This is a genomic window from Rhizobium sp. CNPSo 3670, from assembly GCF_057784555.1.
The window spans coordinates 209,193-227,487 of the sequence record NZ_JBXSOL010000005.1; the positions used below are offsets into that span (position 1 = coordinate 209,193).

At 63.2% G+C, this 18,295-nt stretch carries 12 protein-coding genes; 3 read left to right on the forward strand and 9 right to left on the reverse strand.

The features are described from left to right. The first annotated feature begins 71 nt into the window (after positions 1 to 71). Positions 72 to 1,157 (forward strand): AAA family ATPase, encoded by a 1,086-nt coding sequence (locus AC13QO_RS07280; protein WP_085780980.1) that lies wholly within the window; start codon positions 72 to 74, stop codon positions 1,155 to 1,157. Positions 1,158 to 1,278: 121 nt separating this feature from the next. Further along, the gene (locus tag AC13QO_RS07285) at positions 1,279 to 3,510 is read left to right on the forward strand and encodes a S8 family peptidase (RefSeq protein WP_085780979.1); all 2,232 of its coding nucleotides are present in this window, start codon (positions 1,279 to 1,281) and stop codon (positions 3,508 to 3,510) included. A 196-nt stretch (positions 3,511 to 3,706) separates the two neighbouring features. Here AC13QO_RS07285 and AC13QO_RS07290 read toward each other — a convergent pair whose 3' ends face one another. The 9 genes from AC13QO_RS07290 to AC13QO_RS07330 form a co-directional block, all read right to left on the reverse strand. Then, complete coding sequence (locus AC13QO_RS07290; protein ID WP_085780978.1) at positions 3,707 to 4,018, reverse strand: DUF982 domain-containing protein; 312 nt, start codon at positions 4,016 to 4,018, stop codon at positions 3,707 to 3,709. A gap of 292 nt (positions 4,019 to 4,310) precedes the next feature. Beyond that, complete coding sequence (locus AC13QO_RS07295; protein WP_085780977.1) at positions 4,311 to 5,063, reverse strand: NYN domain-containing protein; 753 nt, start codon at positions 5,061 to 5,063, stop codon at positions 4,311 to 4,313. 173 nt (positions 5,064 to 5,236) lie between these two features. Beyond that, positions 5,237 to 7,642, reverse strand: coding sequence for a protein kinase domain-containing protein (locus tag AC13QO_RS07300; protein ID WP_488540296.1), 2,406 nt, complete (start codon positions 7,640 to 7,642; stop codon positions 5,237 to 5,239). A 41-nt stretch (positions 7,643 to 7,683) separates the two neighbouring features. Continuing rightward, on the reverse strand, positions 7,684 to 8,865 hold the full coding sequence (locus tag AC13QO_RS07305) for a serpin family protein (RefSeq protein WP_488540297.1): 1,182 nt from the start codon (positions 8,863 to 8,865) through the stop codon (positions 7,684 to 7,686). A 14-nt stretch (positions 8,866 to 8,879) separates the two neighbouring features. Continuing rightward, positions 8,880 to 11,429, reverse strand: coding sequence for a trypsin-like serine protease (locus AC13QO_RS07310; RefSeq protein WP_488540298.1), 2,550 nt, complete (start codon positions 11,427 to 11,429; stop codon positions 8,880 to 8,882). Further along, positions 11,426 to 13,042 carry a caspase family protein gene (locus tag AC13QO_RS07315; protein WP_488540299.1) on the reverse strand — a complete coding sequence of 539 codons (1,617 nt, stop codon included), beginning with the start codon at positions 13,040 to 13,042 and terminating at the stop codon, positions 11,426 to 11,428. The genes AC13QO_RS07310 and AC13QO_RS07315 overlap by 4 nt, the downstream gene beginning before the upstream one ends. 22 nt (positions 13,043 to 13,064) lie before the next feature. Next, positions 13,065 to 15,026 carry a DUF4384 domain-containing protein gene (locus AC13QO_RS07320; protein WP_488540300.1) on the reverse strand — a complete coding sequence of 654 codons (1,962 nt, stop codon included), beginning with the start codon at positions 15,024 to 15,026 and terminating at the stop codon, positions 13,065 to 13,067. A 210-nt stretch (positions 15,027 to 15,236) separates the two neighbouring features. Then, the gene (locus tag AC13QO_RS07325) at positions 15,237 to 15,614 is read right to left on the reverse strand and encodes a hypothetical protein (protein ID WP_488540301.1); all 378 of its coding nucleotides are present in this window, start codon (positions 15,612 to 15,614) and stop codon (positions 15,237 to 15,239) included. Between the two features lie 226 nt (positions 15,615 to 15,840). Further along, the gene (locus AC13QO_RS07330) at positions 15,841 to 16,431 is read right to left on the reverse strand and encodes a hypothetical protein (RefSeq protein WP_488540302.1); all 591 of its coding nucleotides are present in this window, start codon (positions 16,429 to 16,431) and stop codon (positions 15,841 to 15,843) included. Positions 16,432 to 16,678: 247 nt separating this feature from the next. On the opposite strand from AC13QO_RS07330, the gene AC13QO_RS07335 reads away from it, so the two are divergent. Beyond that, positions 16,679 to 18,283, forward strand: a complete 1,605-nt coding sequence (locus AC13QO_RS07335) for a hypothetical protein (RefSeq protein ID WP_488540303.1) — start codon at positions 16,679 to 16,681, stop codon at positions 18,281 to 18,283. The last annotated feature ends 12 nt before the right edge of the window (positions 18,284 to 18,295 follow it).

Sequence of the window (18,295 nt, forward strand, 5' to 3'; positions counted from 1 at the left end):
AACCGTTCGAAGCTATAAAGTTCTCTGAGGTGGTTCTACAGATCACCGGAGACAGTGGAAGTCGCACAGCCATGGCATCGGCACAGCAACTAATAGGGCTTGTCAAGAGTCACGCCGAAGGTGACGAAGAACGCTTCTTCGATCTCGCCATGCAGCTTGCTGCCGCCGAAGATCAGAAAGGGCATGCAAGGCTTGCCGAGCAACTGCGCCAATGGGCAGAGGTTAGTCGGACGCCACCCAAATCCGCCGCCGGAAGGCCTACGCCGCTGGCGGCGCCACGCGGTGATCTTGCCGGTTTCCTTGATGCGAGCTACCCCTCGACACGGCTCAATGACGTCATTCTGCCGTTCCATCTCGAGGATGAACTCAGGCATCTCGTCACCGAAACCCATATGCGAGAGCGGCTGGAGGAAAAGGGGCTGCGGCCGCGCCGACGGCTCCTGTTCGCCGGTCCCCCAGGAACCGGCAAAACCTTGAGTGCGGCTGCGTTGGCTGGCGAGCTGCGATTTCCTCTTTTTACCGTGCTGCTGCACGGGTTGATAACAAAATTCATGGGCGAGACTGCCCAGAAGCTGCGCATGATCTTTGATGCAGTCCGCATGACGCGGGGCGTTTACCTATTCGACGAGATTGACGCCCTTGCCGCAGCACGGGGCTCTGAGAACGATATAGGTGAGGCGCGACGCATCCTGAACTCGTTCCTGCAATTCCTTGATGAGGACACAGGTCCGTCGATCATCGTCGCCACCACCAATCTTCCGGAAATTTTGGACCGGGCAGTGCTGCGTCGCTTCGACCTAGTGCTGCCTTACGAGATGCCCAAGGGTGCGGCGATTGAAAAGGCGTTGCGCCGCCGGTTGACCGGTTTCGACGCCAAAAATGTCGATTGGGCGGACGTCGCGCGCCATGCCGAGGGATTGTCGACTGCCGACGTCGTCGCCGCTGCGGAAGACGCCGCAAGACGCGCAGTGTTGGCCCATATGGAGAGCATCGAGACAACATCCCTCGTCGCATCCCTGGATCGCCGCCGCTCACTGCATGGAATAGGAGGAATGGGCGGGTATGCCGAGGGATCGCGAACACTTCATTCTGCAAGGCTTAGGAAAAGCCCAGGTCTTCAAGGCCAAGGGCGGCGGGTCGGCAAGAAGACCAAGTGATGTCGCTAACCGCGCTGACCATGCGCAGGCTCTCCTCCAGGCGCTCGACCATCTCCCGAACCTAGCCGCCGAAGATCGGCCCGGACTCTACCTAGACGTCGCGGGGCGGCCAGGAGAGGTAATGGTGACGTCCGGCCTCGACGCCAGTGGCCTGACGCTCCTCAAGGTGCAGCCGGCAGCAGGTGAGCAGCTGGCGGTGCGCGCGACGGTGTTTGCCTCCCGAGAAGGCATCGACAAGCTTCGGCAGAAAGTCGCTGACTTTGGCGAGAAGAACCGGATCAAGAATGATGGAACGGAAGGTCGGCCCTACAACGCCGATCTTGTCCAGAGCATCGGGGCGATCGCCGAAGCGGGCTTGCGAGCGCTGTGGCGTAGCCCCAATCAGAAGTTTCCCGACGGCAATGACGCGAGGCCCTGGGAGATCTGGCTCGATAAGGCTGCGGCGGGCGATTTCATTGCCGGCGCTCCCGGCTATGGCGTTGCCATCACCGCCGATCTACTAGAGTTTCCCGAAGACATTGTCGTCATTGGCACGGCAACAAGCGACGCGTTGGCCTTGGCAGTGCGCCGGCTAGGTGGCGTTCGCGCGCTGGCTGCTCCTACGGTCACGGCGGACTACTTCGATGCGCTTGAAATCGAGGAGCAGCTTGAATGGGTGGATGACGTCGTCGGCAGGGCGACATTCGATGGCGGCGGCGATCCCAATTACATCACCCTGCTCGACCGCGGCGTCAGCAGGGCGCATCCGCTGATCGCGCCGGCGCTTGCCGTCGCCGACCGCCATGCGGCAGAGCCGGCGTGGGGGCTGGACGATATGGTTGGCCATGGTACTCAGCTAGCTGGCCTCGCTCTCTTCGGCGACCTCACTACAGCGGTGCAGACGATGAATCCCATTCAGGTTCGGCATCGCCTGGAGTCGGCCAAGATCATTCCGGACGCCGGACACAATCCTCATCATCTTCTTGGCGTGGTCACCCGCAAAGGCATCAATGCCGTCGAGACCACCGGCGACCGGCGGCGCACCTTCACGCTGGCAACCACCACAGAGGACGATACTCCCCACGATGGGGCGCCCACGTCATGGTCGAGTGAGGTCGACCAGTTGGCCTCCGGTGTGTCAGGCAATAGGAAGATCAAGCGCCTGGTCCTCCTGTCGGCCGGAAACACCAACCAGAACCAGTTCGGCAATAATGATTACCTCGCAGTCTGTGATCTTCCCGAGAACGAGTTGGAGTCGCCCGCTCATGCCTGGAACGCGATCTGCATCGGCGCCTATACGGAAAAGAACGTGTTGCCACCCGGTGAGGTGGGTCTACCGCTCGCACCAGTTGGCGACCTCGCTCCATCCTCGCGGACGGCCAGTTGGTCATCGCACTGGCCGCTGAAGCCCGACGTCGTCTTCGAAGGCGGCAACTGGCTGGTGGATGGTGCTCCTCCACCGATGAAGCATCCAGCGCTTTCGCTTCTTACCACCGATCACCAGTACCCGCAGCGGGCCTTCACGACCACAGGCGAAACGAGCGGCGCCACGGCGCTGGCAGCGCGGGCCGTAACCGAGATCTGGTCGGACTATCCCGATCTTTGGCCGGAAACCATCCGCGCCCTGTTCGTGTCGTCCGCCCGCTGGACCCCTCAGATGAGAAGCCACCTGCCAGTCAATCCTGCCAAGGGGGATTATGCGCCGATGTTCAAGCGCTATGGCTATGGCGTTCCCGACCTTAATCGCGCGCGGCGAAGTGCTTCAAATGCTCTCACCCTTATCGCGCAGGATACGATCAGGCCCTACCGAAAGGCAAGCAAGCCGTCGGCGCAGCACGTTCACAATGAAATGAAGGTTTTCCAGTTGCCGTGGCCGGTTGAGGAATTGCGGAAACTCGTTCAGAGCCCAGTGACGCTGCGCGTAACGCTCAGCACATTCATCGAACCCAACCCTTCCGAGCCGGCACGAGGTTCCAAATTTCGATATGCGTCGCACAACTTGCGCTTCAAGCTGAACCGGCCCAACGAGAATCAAGCCGCATTTTTGGCCCGCATCAGCAAGGCTGGAGAGCAGCCGGAGGACCCGGTTGTCGACGAAGATGACAACTGGATCTTTGGCCGCAATCGCCGGGATGTCGGATCACTGCACATCGATGAACTGGTCTGCCCGGCATCCGATCTGGCGCGCCGCAATCTAATAGCTGTACATCCCGTTGCAGGTTGGTGGAAGGCCAAGGCCGTCCCTGACCCGGAAGAAAAGATTGCGCGGTTTGCCCTGATAGTAGAAATTGATGCGGGGGAAACAAACGCGGAGCTCTACGCCGAAGTGCAGGAGGCGATTGCGGTACTTAATGTTGTGGAGAACGTCGTCTGACAGCCTATGGGGATAAGGGTGCCCAATGGTGGCGCACAAGTCTTTTTTCAGAGGGCTGCTAAAGACCGACATCAACTTCGACCGTTGTCTGCTATTCGAAGAACTAGTGCCAAAAGCTGACCGACCGCAAACGGCCCCAAACCGGTCGCTCCTTCACGGGCACCTGGCGAAAGCGGATAGTCCGCTAAAGGAAAGCCTATATGCGCATCGTGGGGAGAATGCCGGGCCGCCGCTCACCCACTCCCTGCGGAACCAGCGATAGAGTACGGATGCCCGCCTCGTCGGCCGCCCGCAGAAGCACTTCGCGGAATTGTTCCGGGGCAATTTTGCCGGTGATGGCATCGACGCAGGCTTTGACGGCAGCCATGTATTCCTCGCCGTCATCGCAAGGCCAATCGTTCATCAGGAGGCGCGCCGCGTCGCCCAATGTCCACACGATCTTGCGAGATTTCGGACCTCGCAAAGCAAACCCGACAGGCGTGAATGCTGATGATGTATTCCAGCACATTTTCCCCGACCCCTCAACGCACGGATACTACAGTCCCCATGTTCAATGTACGCGCGTATTTGGAAATTTGGAATTGAAAATTATTGTGACGCACGGCTTGAACGCGAATTTGTGATTGAAAGTTCGCCGTAATTCGACGCTTACGCTGACGAGGCCGCCGCCGGAGCGGAGGGAGCGCCAATCCAAATCATATCGAAACGCAAAAACCCTCGCACACATTCTGATGTTTCGGCCGAAACCTGCGAGCGCTTTTGGGGATCTGAGATCCAATCTCGCACTATCTGCCGATGCGTCAGGTTGCCGGCTTCACGCTGCCTTTTGTCGGCGCAGGTTTCAGGCGGATACGAAAGGGACGACCTTCGGCATGATCTACCTCGAAGGCGTTCGTCTTTTTGACCAGATCGCCCAACTTCTTGAATCCGAACGTCCGTGGATCAAAGTCGGATGCCAGATTGGCAAGTTGCTTTCCAACCACGCCAAGCGAGATCCATCCATCCTCAGAGTCCATCTGCGCGATTGCTCTTTTGATGATCGGTGTTGCGGCGCTAGGCGGCCGTAGTGAAGGCGCAACCTGTGTGGCGTCCGCTCCGTTCGACACGACTGAAGGCGCCAGATTTTCCGTATAGATAAACCGACGGCATGCTTGGCGGAAACTCTCCGGGGTCTTCTGTTCCCCGAAGCCGAAGACATCGATCCCTTGTTCCCGGATGCGTGAGGCGAGACGCGTGAAATCGCTATCTGACGACACCAGGCAGAAACCGTCGAAGCGGCCGCTATGGAGCAAGTCCATCGCATCGATAACAAGCGTGATGTCGGACGCATTCTTACCCGTGGTGTAGGCAAACTGTTGTTGAGGGATGATCGCGTGTTTTGCAAGGACGTCGATCCATGCCTTGGAGCGAGCATTGGCGAAGTCGCCATAGATGCGCCGCACGCTCGCTTCACCAATCTTGGCTATTTCCTCGAATAGACCGTCAACGATCTTCGCGGAGGCGTTGTCGGCATCGATAAGAACCGCGAGGCGTGGCGAGCGTGGTTCAGGCATGTCGAAGCTCCATGGTGATTGATAGGCCCTAGAGGGACTATGAATGGCGTGCCGCGTGGCCCCCTCATCCGCCCTACGGGCACCTTCTCCCCGCTGGGGAGAAGGGGAGCAAGGCCCGCTGACACTTCCCGAACGAGACGCGCCATCCTGGAATCTCCCTTTCATTCTCCAGGTCACCTCAACTCAGCACTCACCCGAAAAATCCCCCCGGCGGAAGCGTCCGAGCAGACGACGAAGGTGGAGCCTTCCTGCGCCATGAAGGCGACGTTGCCGCCGGCTTCGCAGGGGGTGGCGCTCCATTGCAGGATGATGTCGCCATTGTCGGGCAGTTTCTCCGGCATCAGCTTGACCGCGCTCGCCATCCATTCCGTCGCCGACGGCAGGTGGACGGGGGCGTTCAGCTGTTTCGACAGCCAGGCGGTATAGTTCTGCGCCTCGGCAAGCGGCACGTCGTCGGCCGGCTGCTCGGGATTGCCGGCATAGGCCTGGGCGGAGGCCGGGTCGGCATTGGCGGTGTAATACTGCGCCATCTCGGCGCGGGTGACTGCTTTGGCCTGCATGCAGAAGGATTTTTCGACCTTCACGGCGCCATTGGCGACGCCGAGCATGCCGCCGAGCTCCTTCAGCGACGAGGTCATCAGCCGGACATTGTCGAGCGAATAGCTTCCGGCGGGAATAGTCTCGAAGGCGACATTCGGTGCAACCGGGCAGAAGCCGCGCGCCGACAGAGCTTCGAGATCGGTCAGGATCGGCTGGTAGGCTGCGATTGCGAGCTTGTAGGCCTCAGCGGTGTAGCGGCCGTCGGCCTCTGTGAGCTTCGGCGCCAGCGCGGCAAGCGTCGGATCGGCGGGGCCGGCGCGTGTCGCCAGCGATGCGTTGAGATCAGTGACCTTCTGCCTGAGCGCCGTCGCCTCGTCCTTGGCGGCCATGACATCCGATATCAGCGCGGCGAAGAGTTTGGCGGCGTCGGCGTAGCCCGAGGTCGCTGCCGGCAGCTGCCATTGCTCGGCCTTGGCCTTGGCCTCGGTCATCAGGCCGCTCGCCTTGGCGACGTCGGGGCTGTCGCCGGCGCCGATGCGGGTGACGGTTTCGCGTTTTGCCGCGGCGTCCTTTTCGGCCGCCGTCAGCGCCGTCAGCGCCTTGGCGAGATCGTCGTAAGCCGTTTTCGCAGCCTCGTAGTTATCGACCGCGCCATGCATCTGCTGGGCGGCGGCGCTGTCGGCCGCGGCCTTCATCTTGCCGTCGGCCTCGGCAAAACTCGGGGCCTTGTCGCCGCCGGCGGCGGCAGCAGCCGATTTGGCCTTTTCGGCATTTTCTTTCGAGATGGCGATTAGCGACTTGCCGAGGCTGATCGCCGCCTTCTGGTAACCGGGAAGCGCCTTTTTATAGTCTTCGTCCTTGAGCAGGGCATTGGCCTCGGTCAGTGCCGCGGCCCCGGCATCATAGGAAAGCTTCGCCTCATCTTGGGACGGGCGTTCCGGTGCCTTGGCGGCGATGGCCTTGTCCCTGCGGCTTTCGGCCTCCTTCTTCCAGGTGCCGACATCGGCGACGAGCTTGGGATCGGGACGCAGCAGCTTCGGGATGGTGACGACACCGACGCCGATGCAGATCAGGAGCAGCGCACCGATCATCGAGAAATGCGCGAGCGTCCATTTCTTCCGCTTCGGGGCATCAGGCTGTGGCGGCATGCCGCCGCGCGGATCCCAGGCCATCGGCTGGATGCCCGTGGTGACGCGGCTGAATTCGCCGAGCGCATCGGCGCCCATGCGCGGCCGCTGGGTCGGGTCGCGGCTCAGCATTCTTTCGACCAGGCTGGCCAGTCCCTCGGGAAAACCGGGGATCAGCACGTCGAGGCGCGGGAAGATGTTGGACGGGTCGAGATGGATGTTCTTCCAGCTCTGCTCGCGCTGGTGTTCGTCCTCCCAGACCATGACGCTGTCGAAGACGCTGGCATAGGTCTGCCGCGGCAGGAAGAGCTTGTAGGCGATCATGCCCATCGCATAGATGTCGAGTGCGGCGGAGGCCGAGAAGGTGCCGCTGGCATAGATCTCCGGCGCGCCGAATTCCGGCGCATAGGGCGGAATGATGTGCTCGCCGATCTTGGAGATCAGGTGCAGGTTGCCCATCCGGACCGAGAGGCCGGAATAATCCTCCGAGACGTAGATGCACTGGTCGGTCAGCGCATTGTGGGCGTAACCCGCCCCATGCAGCGTCGCCAGCCCTTCGAGGATGTGGCGGCCGATCTCGATGGCGCGATCATAGGCCACCATTTCGGTTTCCTCGAGATATTGGTGCAGCGTCTTCGACGGCCGCTTCTCGACGATGTAGAAATTGTCGTCCTCCGGCGACGGCGGGATGAGGTCCTCGATCTCGACGAAGCGCCGCGCCGTCAGCGACTTGGCCTCGTTGACCGAGGTCCAGACCCGCTCGAAGCGCGCCTTGTCCAGTTTCAGCGCCACATCAGGCGCGACGATGAAGACCGAACGATCCATCCGCTTGTCCTGCGCCGGATAGACGATGAACTCGTTCTCATAGACCGGCTCGCCGATCGTGTAGCGGGCGATCAGATCACTTCTCATGCACGTGTCCCCCTGCCATTTTGTCTTCATCAAAGCGCATGTCATTCACCCGCCAGAAGCGGATCGCCGATCAGCCCGGCGGCGAGAAACAGGCCGGTCTTCGTATCGCGGAGCGCGAAGGCAAATCGGGCATCCGCGCTCACCCGCACCAGCTTCGGATCGATGCTGCGCTCAGTGACCACGGCCGTTGCCGCCGCCGCTTCCGTGCCGTTCTCATCGACCTTGATCATCGTCTTCTGCAGAACGCGCGACAAGCTGATGTTTTCCGTGGTGAACTTGGGAAAAGCCGCATCGCTCGCCTTTTCGGGCGAAAGGCCCATCGCGTGGAGTGTCGGCATCAGATCACGCCCGTCATTGAGGGAAAAGCGGGGCAGGAAGATTTCGCCCTTGGCGGCTTCGAATTTCTCGCCCTGAAGCCAGGAGGCAAGGGTCTTGAGATCGGCGCCGCCGACGCCTTGTTCCGAGCGCGCCGCGATCACCACCATGCGGTAGGTTTCGCCTGCATAGGCGAGGTCGACGGCTGCGAAACGATCGTCGACGCGGAATTTCTGGCCGTCGCCGGCAAGATGCATCATCGGCACCGAGACCGTCGAGCCGTCCGGCCGCCGGAACGGGGCCGCCGGGCTCTGAGCCTCGAAAGCGGTCTTCCAGCGGGCCTTGAAGGAGAGCGCCCCGAGGCTGATGAAGCCGCCGCCTGGCGGCGTTTCGAGGATCGCCGGGATGGCGTCGCGCGTCGCCTGCCTGACCCAGCCGTTGATATGCTCGACCGATTGGGGTTGATCGAGATCCTCGATCGACGGCTTGACGCGGTGGCCGGCGAGCATGGAAAGGGCATCGGGGACGAGCGCCAGCTTGTCGTCGAAGACGATCGCAACACCTGAGGCCAGCGGCGCCTCGGCCGCCGGCGGCGTCTTCGGGTTCATCTCGTCGAGCACCTTCTCCGGCCCCTTGACCGCATCGCCGAAACCCAGCCCCCGGGCGATCGCCGCCTTGCCCGCGTCCGAGGCGCCGAGGCCTGCCAGACCGAGCGCGGCGGCCAGGCTTGCCGGCGATACCATGATGTTGGCCGCCCCCTCCTTCGCCAGCGTGCGGTCGATCAGGTCGACGGCAAGCCCGGCCTGGGCGGCAAGCACAGCCCTGGCATCAGTGGCATCGCCCGCATGGGCCGGCGCCAGCGTCATCAGGGAAGCGGAAAGGCCCGCCAGCAGAATGGATCTCGACATCACTCGCCTCCCTTTCAGCGGATGCGATAGAATTTGGAATCGAACGACCATTTGCCCTGGACGCCGGTCTCGTCGTCGCCGACGATCCTGAGGCTGCGGGCGAGGTCGTAGACATAGTTGAAGGCGGCGCGCTGGCCGACGAGCGGTGTCGGCACGTCAGGCAGGTCGAGCACTTCGATCGGCTTGTCGCTGAGAATGGCGACGACCATGCCGACGCCGGCCGGCCCCTCCACCACATATTCGAAACCGATATAGGGATTGCGGGCATCGGGCACGACCACCGGCCGGGCCGGATCGAGCCGGTTGTCGCCGCCCTTGGCCGTCGGTTTCAGGCCCATCGAGCGCTTGTTAGGATAAAGCTGCGTCAGCTTGCCGGCGGCGTCGATATCGACGAGGATAAGGTAACCTGATTTCTTGGTGGAGACGCGCATCGCCACCTTGTCGCCGATGCTGACCGAGGTGCCGGGCAGCACGTCGACGGCAACACCCGCCTCATTGTCGGTCTTCAACGTGTTTTCGACGGCGGCGACCGGCGTCTTTGCCTCCTCGCCGGTGACGACATCGCGGCCGAGCGCGTCCGGCAGGCCGTAGAATTGCGGTACCGGCGTGAAGCGGCAGTCCTCGGAGTGCGCCCGGCAATATTCGTCGGATTTGCGCCTGACATAATCGAGCAGGGCGGCGTTGCTGACCTCAGGCTTGTCGGAAGCGCGCGCCACCCCTTCCTGCACGCCTTCGATGAAGCGGCGGGTGAAGACGCCGAGCGGCGGTTTGGCCTCAGTATCGACCAGCGCCCATTGGCCTGCGTTGACGGCCGACCAGACCATCGCCGTTTCGCCGCCGAAGGAGAACTTGGCTTCCTTGCCGGAGCGGTTCGGCGGCTGCAGCGACGCCAAAGCCGGGCCGAGGCAGCGCACCGTGCCGCCGGCGGGTGCGGCCACCGCGCTGCGGCTGCCGGGACCGACATGGCAGGCATCGATCAGCAGCGTGACGCGGCGGTCCTTGAGGCTGTTCAGCCGGGCGGCGATTTCGGTCTCGCGGATCTGGTTGGTGACGGTCACCTTGGCCCCCTCGCGCACCAGCTTGGCATCGGCGGCAACCAGTGTCGGGCTCGTCGTCGCCTCGGCGCCCATTTCCTCGGAGCCCTGGCCGCTGAAATAGAGGAAGACGCGGCTGCCGGCTTGCGACTGGCGCACCAGCCAGTCGTCGATTTCGGCAAGGATCGCCGCGCGGCTGGCCTTGCGGTTGGTGAGCGTGTGGATCTGTTCGGGACGGTAGCCGACCGTCTTGACGAGGAAGAGTTGCATCGCCTTCACATCGTCGACGGAGCCCGTCAGCTTCGCCTCGCGCATTTCATAGTCGTCGATGCCGATCAGAAGCGCGCGGTCGCCGGGAGAACGCACGGTGATCGGCAGCTCGGCAGCCGGCGCCTGAACCTCGGGCTGGCTGACGTGGGGCGAAGCGGCGGGTGGAGTCTGCGTCGTTTCCGCTGGCGCCTTCGTAGCGTCGGGCGGCGTGGTGATCGCAAGGTTGGCCTCTAGCTCATCGGCGGGCGTCTGTTTTTGCGTCGTTCCGCCCGCCGGGTCGCTCGCCGCAGGCCGGCGCTTGGTGGCGATCGCCGCCACCTGGTCGTCGCCGGCGGAAGCGCCTGAGGTGTCCGGCGCGTTCGGCACGTCGCCATCGGTCTTCTCGGCGATCCAGTCGCGGAAAGCGGCGACGCGGGTGTAGACGCCGTAATGTTCAGCCTCGGCACAGCCGGCGCCCCAGCTGACGATGCCGAGCTGAATCCAGCGCTTGTCGGGGCGCTGCGCGACCAGCGGCCCGCCGCTATCGCCCTGGCAAGCATCCTTGCCGCCCTCGGCATAACCGGCGCAGACATTGCGCTCGTCGATCGGGTTCATGCGCATCGAGCTTTCGCGGTAGGCGGCGCGGCAATCCTCGCGCGAGACGAGCGGCAGCTCGACCTCCTGCAGTTCGGTCGGCAGGTATTTGTCATCCCAGCCGTGATCGGCCTTTGTGTAGCCCCAGCCGGTGACGACGGCGGTGTGGCCGGGGCTTTCGACGGCCTCGTCCGAGGCCGAGGCGAGGATCGCCGGCTTCGAAACGGCGGGTTCGGCGAGCTTGATGAGGGCGATGTCGTTGGCGAAGACCTTGCGGTCGAAATCCTCGTGGATGATCACGTCTTCGACGGAGAGGCCCGGCTTGTCAGGCCCGTCGACCGAGATCACCTTGTCGATCTTCTGCTTTCCCTCGACGATCAGGAGGTCGCGGGCGAAAAGATCCTGCTTGCCGGAACGGCCGCTGGTGACGCAATGGGCGGCGGTCAGGATCCAGCGCGAGGAGATCAGCGAGCCACCGCAATGGCCGCCGAAGCGGCCGCGCTGCTCGGGATCGGGCGCCAGGATCTTCACCTGCCAGGGCCATTCGCCTTTCTTCGCCGCCTGGCCGCCGATCACCCGCCCGCCATCCTCGCCGGCGAAATCCGTGTCCTGCTGCGCCAGGGCGGGAGTGGCCAGAAGCAGAAGGACGGCCGCAATGTTGAGGACCCTGCTGATCGACGTACTCATAGCCTGGCTCCGGCGGAGGTATAGAGGACCGTAAATCCGAGGCGTGCGCCCTCGGGCAGAAGCTCGCCGAGATGTCTGGCGATGTTGCCGGCGGTGCGGCGCCTGTCGTTCTGTTTCAGGAATTCGACCAGACCAGGCATCGGCGCCTCCGAGGTGACGGCGACGAGCAGGTCGGTACCGAAGGGGCCGACGACGGAAAGATCGAGATCGAAGGTTGCGGACATGTCGGCATCGGCTTCCCTGTCGCCGGGATAGAGGAACTGCACCGTGCCGTCGCCGGTGACGTCGAACAGCACGAGCTTGCGCCCGGCAAGATCGGAAACCGTGACGCCGACGCGCTCGCCGTCGCGATGGACCTTGTCGGATGGTGTCACCCGCACGGTCTGCGGGTTGATCTCCGACAGCCGCTTCAGCGTGTCGAGCGCCGCCATCCGGTCGACGACGAAGGGCATGTCGCCGGCGCCAACTTCGGAGGCGACGACATCGCCGCCGGCGATCGCCTCGCGCTTTTGCGGATCGAAGACGAGTTCGGCATGGGCGCCGTCCGTCAAGTTGAACGGCGTGACGGCCGGATCGATACCCTGCAGGACCGGCTCGGAACCGAGGGCGGCGACGGTGATCGGGGCAGGCTCGGGCGGCGGTTGCGGCACGTTCGATTTCTGCGCTTCCGCCGGGCCTGCTGTGTCATAGGCATAGACGACGGCGTGGTCGAGATCCGCCCCGGGCGGGCTTTGCGTGAAAATGTTCTGCCGCTGGTCGGTGAACTGGTAGACCGACTGGCGCACATATTCGAACAGCTCGCGGCGGGTCACAGTGCCGTCGCCGTTGCGGTCGGCCGCACCTTCGAAGGCGCGTGCCGTGGCATAGCTCAGCGCCCCGCGCTTCTCAGCGATGCCCGGAATCGTAATCTCCGGCGATTTGGTGTTGTCGTCGACGGCGGCAAGGAAGGTCAGCCGCTTGTAATCGAAGCCGGTGGAGAGCGCATCTGTTGTCGTCGAAATCGGCGCGAGGTCATCCTCCTCGATCGTATAGGACGGCGCCTGGCGCCAGGTGATCTCGGCGCCGCGCGGATCGACGTTGCGGGTCATGCCGCCGGCATGGCAGGTATCGGCGATGAACAGGACCTCAGCGCCTTTTTCCTCCAGCTTGTGGATCAGCACCTTGAATTCGTCGCCAAAGATACGCTCGCGCGATCCCGGCAGCCTCGTATCGAAGCCGGCCAGCACATAGACCTCGTCGCGACCGCTCGGTTTCGAGCCTTTGACTCGCTCCGGCTCGCTCGATCCATGGCCGGCAATGCCGAGCACGATGAGATCGCCCTCGCCTGCCCTTTCCGTGACGGCGCCGATCGCATCGAAGATGCCCTGGCGGTCGGCGGCGCCGTTCTTCAAGAGCGTCATGTCCTTAACGCCGAGCGAGCGCAGCGACAGGGAAAGATCCTCGGCATCGGCGACGGCGCCGTGCAGCGGCGGGACATTGCGATAGAGATCGATGCCGATCAGAACGGCTCTGACCGTGCCGCGCTCGGGAGCCTCGATCGTCCTGGCGAGGCCATCGGTGCCCACCAGGGCAAGAAGGGCGAGTGCGGCGGCCATGGGAGCGAATGTGGACATGGCCGGTTCCCCCTCGCCCCCTCTATTCGCGGCGCCATTCGACGCGTCGGTTGAGCGCGTCGATATCGTCTTCGGTGAGGTTGGCGGTGGCGGTCACGTCCACCGGCTCGGAGGCGCCGCGGCCTTCGGCATCGATCGTGGCGTCGATGCCGTGGTTCTTGAGGAAATCGGCAACGGCCTGGGCGCGGCGCTCGGAGAGCTTCTGATTATAATCGTCGCCGCCCTTGCGATCGGTATGGCCGATCAGGATGATGCGGCCGGGCTTCTGCTCCTTCAGCGCCTCCAGCAATTCCTCGGCGGCTTCGGTGCCGACCGAGGTGAAGGTCGACTTGTCGAAATCGAAGGTGATCGGCACCGGGATGGAGACCGGCACGATGCCGCGCACATTTTCCGAATAGATGCCGCCGAGCACGCCGCTGCGGTGATCCTTCTCGGCCGGCACGAAGCTGCCCTGCGGGTTGTCGCTGGTCGGGTTGGCGGCAAGAATCCGGGCCTGGGCGGCGCGCTGGATGAGATCGGAGATCGTATCGGCCGGCGGCGCCTTCGGCGTGCGGGTCTCGTTCTTGATGATCTCGATCGCCTGCTGGTAATCGGCGGCGGCATCGGCAAAGCGGCGGGCGGAGAAATAGATCTCGCCGAGCGTGGCGGAGGCCTGCCAGAGCACCTGCGGGCTGTCGGCGGCGACGAGCAGCGGCTCATACTCGGCGACCGGCTTGTCGGCAGCCATCATTTCCTGGGCGGCGGCGAGCCTGAGGGCTGCGACGCGGCGCTGGGCGTTCACCTGAAACTGGCCGCATTCGGCGCTGACGGCAATTGCATCGGCCTCGGAAGCGGCAGCGGTGATGTCCTTGGCGGCAACGGCGGTGTTCAGTTTGTCGAGCAGGGCGTTGCAGGCCGGCGTATCGGCATTGGCAACCTCGATCTCCTCTCCGGCCTGGCCGGGTTCGGCCGAACGGCCGAAGCTCAACGGCGGCATCTTGATGCTGAAACCGCCGGGAAGCTTGAATTGCGGCATCTTGATCTGCGGCATCGGCAGTTTCGGCATATTGGTCTGGGCAGACTGGGCCGGCTGCTTGTACGGCTGCTGATATTGGCTCGGTTGTTTATATTGGTTGGGGCGGGTGGAGGCGGTGGTGTCGGCGGGGCCGATCAGCTGCAGCTCGTCGGCGGCGAGCTCCTGGCCGGGCGCCAGATTGGTGACGATCTTGTATTTCTTCGGCGGCTGCGTGGTCGCCTGTTCGACGGGTTTGGGCGCCGGCTTCGGCTTTTCGATCACCTCAGGCTTTTTGGCGACATCGGGTTTGACGGCCGGTTTCGGTTTGGGAGCGGCCGGCGGTTTCGGTGCAACGGGCGGCTTTGCCGCCTGTTCGACCGGCGCGGGTTTTGCGGCGGGAACGGCGGCGACGGGCGGCACCGCGGAGGGCGGCAGGGCCGCCGTGCTGTCGACGGTGGTCAGCGTCAGCGTCTTGCTGCTGATCTTGGTGCCGAGGCTGCGGGCTTCTTCGAGGCTGCGGGAGACGGCATCCATGCCGCCGTCGATCGAGCGGAACATGCCGCTGCCGCTGCCGCCGAGATCGGCGAAGATGGTGAGCGGCTTGGAGGAATAGAAGACCTTGATCTGTTCCTGCCCGACCGGGCCGGACACCTGCAGCCTGGCGCCGCTTGCCGGATCCGGCACCTGCACGCGCTTGCCGGCGGCAACGAGGGCATCGGTCTGGTATTTGTTCGGAAAGAGCTTGGTGACGGAGCCGTTCGGCGAGACGTTCAGCACGGTGACATAGGCGTTCTCGCTCGACTGGATGAAGAGGCCGACGACTTCGCCGATGGCATATCTGGCTTCGGCGCGATCGAAGGTAATGCTGACCGGCCCGCTCTGAGCCGGCGCTTCCGTCAGCGTGCGTTCGTTCTGCGCCCCGACGTCGGGGATCGGCGAAAAAAGCGAAAGACATGTGGCTGCGGCTAGGATGGCTTTGCGGCTGAGCATCGGAACCTCCCCCTTCGAACAATCTCACACTGTGCTGAAGATGAGAATAGCACTGACCGGCGAAATTGGGATGGCTTTGGCTGTCTTGCTTGAGGGAGGGTTACAAATTATTTGGAGCCGGGAAGATTGCGCCAACGCGGAGATGCGACAAGACTCGCGGTGGAAATATCCGGCGTCCTTTTATAGTCGGACTGGACTGGAGTGATGGCGTTAGTTCTTCGGCTTCTGGCCGGCGGATTTCAGAATCGAGATCAGGTCGCTCATTCCCTCCGGCGAGGAATTGTAGAGCCAGAGAATATCCGGATTGTCCGCTGTGAATTCCTTGCCAGAGCCCGAGCCCATGTCGCGGCCGGGCGATGTCGTCTCCGGCAGCTTGCCCTGGTCGGGCGTCAGCCCCTCGGCGCGTTCATGGTCGGCGATGATAGCAACGGCGGCGGCAAAGGCCTTTTCGTCGTGCTGGCGCAGCGCCGCAAGCGTGGGGTTTCGCGCCGCCAGCGCATCCTCGACAGGCCCCGCAAACCCGAGCTCGGGCATCGCAAGCGCCAGAGCGAGGCCGATCGACAAGCTTATGAGCCGGGATTTCTTCATCGTCGTCACATCCGTCCAAGGGGGCGCCATCGCGCGACTAGAGAAATTCCGTTTTTCTTCGAATCACGGAATTGCTCTATGTCTATGTTTTCACGCAATTCCGAGCGCAAAACCGCTGCACACTTTTGCTGGAATTGCTCTAAACCGACAATAGGGAGAGGCCGGATGGAAGGCAACGGCGCTCGGCGCCAATCGATTGGGAGGGGTGAAATCGGCTGGAGAGAGGTCAGAGTATCTTCAGCTGCTGCAGGCTGAGCCGGAGATTGCGCAGCATTTCGCCGAAGATTTCCTCGATCCTGCCGGTCGACCAGACCACCATGGTGCCATAGGGCGAGCGTTTGCGCTGCATGAAGCCGGCCGTCTCGAAATCGATCAGCGTCTTGCGGCAGGTCTCGCTCGACATGACGGCGACCAGGAAACGGGCGAGATTGGACTGGTCGATGGCGCCTGATTTTTCAGCCCAGTTCTGGATCAGCCGCGGCTTGGTGTCGGCGGTGAACATCGAGGCGAGCGCACGATCCTGCGACAGCCCGAGGCGCTGCAGCTTGGCCGGATCGCGGGTGAGCGACACCACGTAATCATTGTGCAGATCGGCGAAGCGCTCGATATCTTCGGCCGTGTTGATGCCGAAGACCTTCATCGAATAGAGAAACTCGGCCATCAGATAGGTCGGCTCAGAGCGCAACTGCGCCAGATGTTTCTCGTCCTTGCTGGCCGAGGCGGCGCAGACGCGATCGGAAAACCCGATCCTTGCCGCGCGCACCTGCTCCAGCAGGCTGACATCGAGCGCCAGTTCGTCACCGTTCCAGTCCAGCATAGGCTTCCCTGCCAGTAAAACTTCAAGACGATAAACTTGTACTATCGCCGACGCCGATCTCCAAATCGTTTGGAAAGCAACGCCTTGCTGACGAGCCGCTTCTATCCTAACATTTTAAGGACTTGGGGCATGATGCCGAAAGTTGTGAGCGGTTTTCCGACGACATCATTCTCTCGCTCTCTAATTGTGAACAGGCTTCAGATTGAGGCCCCATGGCCAAAATGATCCTGTTTCGGGGTTCACGGCAATGCGCAGTTTCAGCTCGCATATTCTGATGGCCGCAGCGATCGCAATCGCCTGGCCTGTCCTCGCCAAAGACACTGTGATGATCGAGCTTCCGGGCGGCGACGGCGCCCGTTCGGTCGGCATCATTTCCGCCAATGAGGAGGTCGAGGCGTCAGGACCGGCGGCGATCACCATCGGCGACGACGGCACCGTCTACATCCTCGACCAGAACAATGGCCGCGTGCTCGCCGTCGATGGCGAACGCTCGCAGGCCGATCCCGAGATCCTGCCGCTGCCGGAGAATACGGCGCCGGAGGATCTCGCCGTCGTCCACAACGAACTCTACCTCTGGTCTGACGGGATCGTGCCGCTCGAGCGCGCCACCGGCGCCGATGGCCGCTCGCAGACCCTGCGCGCCATCGACGGCGGCGATGCCGACGATTACACCCGCTCGGTCTTCGCCTCGATGGGCTCGGTGCCGCCCGGCCCGCTGAACAGCATCATCGACGAGATCGGCCGCAGCACCAGCCGGCCGCCAGCCCGCCCGCCGGTGGTGCAATATGTGCCGAGCCGCGGGCTCGGCGATATCGTCGCGGAAGTCTCGGCGGCAAACGACAAGGCGGAGATCCTGCTGCGGCGCGCGAGCTCGGAGGAGAATTTCCTCTCCCTTCAGCTCACCGGGGAAAACCGCATCGGCACCGTCGAACTGCTCGACATCGACACGACGGGCAGACCCTATGCGCTGGTCGAACTCGTGCCCGCCGACCGGCCGGAACGGACCGGCATGCTGGTGGTGCGCTTCACGCCGAACGGCGTGCTGGAGCGCGTCTACGATCTGCCGATCGAACCCGGCACGGTGTTTTCCAGGCGCTTCGTGGCGATCGGCCCGCGCGGCGACGTGCTGTTTCTGCGCTCGCAGGAAAGCCGGGCGCAGGTGCTGAAACTCGAGGGGCGCGAGCCGGGCCGCAAGCTTGCCGTCGCCAGGCCGGCCAAGCCGGCAATTGCGGCCAAACCCGGAAAGGGAACTAAGGTCGCCATCCTGCCGAAATCGCGCGGCGACGTCATCGAGCGGGCGATCGGCTTCGAGACGCTGAACTGGCTGGTGACGCCGGCGGCCTATGGCAAGGATCCGGGACCCGGTTGCGTCAACATGAACCGCCTGCGCCGGCCATTCTACCTGTTCGGCAAACGCGGCCAGACGGTGAAGGGCGTGCCCTATTGCTGGGGCTGCAAAACGCCGCTCGAGGATTTCACCAATGGTGTCATGGATGGCCAGACGGCCGGCAATGTCTGCACCAAGAGCGCGCCGCAAACCAATATTCTCGGCGTCGACTGCTCCGGCTTCGTCAGCGAAGCCTGGGGTCTGAAGATGCATGTCTCGACGCGGGCGATTCCGAGCATTACAAGGCGGCTTGCCGATCCCTGGTCGCTGCAACCGGGCGACGCGCTGAACCGCCCGGGTTCGCATGTGATGCTGTTCATGCGCTTCACCGACGACCGCAAAGTGGAGGTGATGGAAGCGACGCCCAATGCCTGCAAAGGCCGCGTCTGCCGCAACACCTATTCGCTCGGAATCCTGCTGCTGCGCGGCTACCAGCCGATGCGTTTCAAGGGGCTGGACGGCTGAAAGGCACTGGGC

Bases quoted from the DNA above. Each gene is read 5' to 3' on its own strand.
- AC13QO_RS07280 (WP_085780980.1), top strand. From the start codon at position 72: ATGGCATCGGCACAGCAACTAATAGGGCTTGTCAAGAGTCACGCCGAA.
- AC13QO_RS07285 (WP_085780979.1), top strand. From the start codon at position 1,279: ATGGTGACGTCCGGCCTCGACGCCAGTGGCCTGACGCTCCTCAAGGTG.
- AC13QO_RS07290 (WP_085780978.1), bottom strand. From the start codon at position 4,018: ATGTGCTGGAATACATCATCAGCATTCACGCCTGTCGGGTTTGCTTTG.
- AC13QO_RS07295 (WP_085780977.1), bottom strand. From the start codon at position 5,063: ATGCCTGAACCACGCTCGCCACGCCTCGCGGTTCTTATCGATGCCGAC.
- AC13QO_RS07300 (WP_488540296.1), bottom strand. From the start codon at position 7,642: ATGAGAAGTGATCTGATCGCCCGCTACACGATCGGCGAGCCGGTCTAT.
- AC13QO_RS07305 (WP_488540297.1), bottom strand. From the start codon at position 8,865: ATGTCGAGATCCATTCTGCTGGCGGGCCTTTCCGCTTCCCTGATGACG.
- AC13QO_RS07310 (WP_488540298.1), bottom strand. From the start codon at position 11,429: ATGAGTACGTCGATCAGCAGGGTCCTCAACATTGCGGCCGTCCTTCTG.
- AC13QO_RS07315 (WP_488540299.1), bottom strand. From the start codon at position 13,042: ATGTCCACATTCGCTCCCATGGCCGCCGCACTCGCCCTTCTTGCCCTG.
- AC13QO_RS07320 (WP_488540300.1), bottom strand. From the start codon at position 15,026: ATGCTCAGCCGCAAAGCCATCCTAGCCGCAGCCACATGTCTTTCGCTT.
- AC13QO_RS07325 (WP_488540301.1), bottom strand. From the start codon at position 15,614: ATGAAGAAATCCCGGCTCATAAGCTTGTCGATCGGCCTCGCTCTGGCG.
- AC13QO_RS07330 (WP_488540302.1), bottom strand. From the start codon at position 16,431: ATGCTGGACTGGAACGGTGACGAACTGGCGCTCGATGTCAGCCTGCTG.
- AC13QO_RS07335 (WP_488540303.1), top strand. From the start codon at position 16,679: ATGCGCAGTTTCAGCTCGCATATTCTGATGGCCGCAGCGATCGCAATC.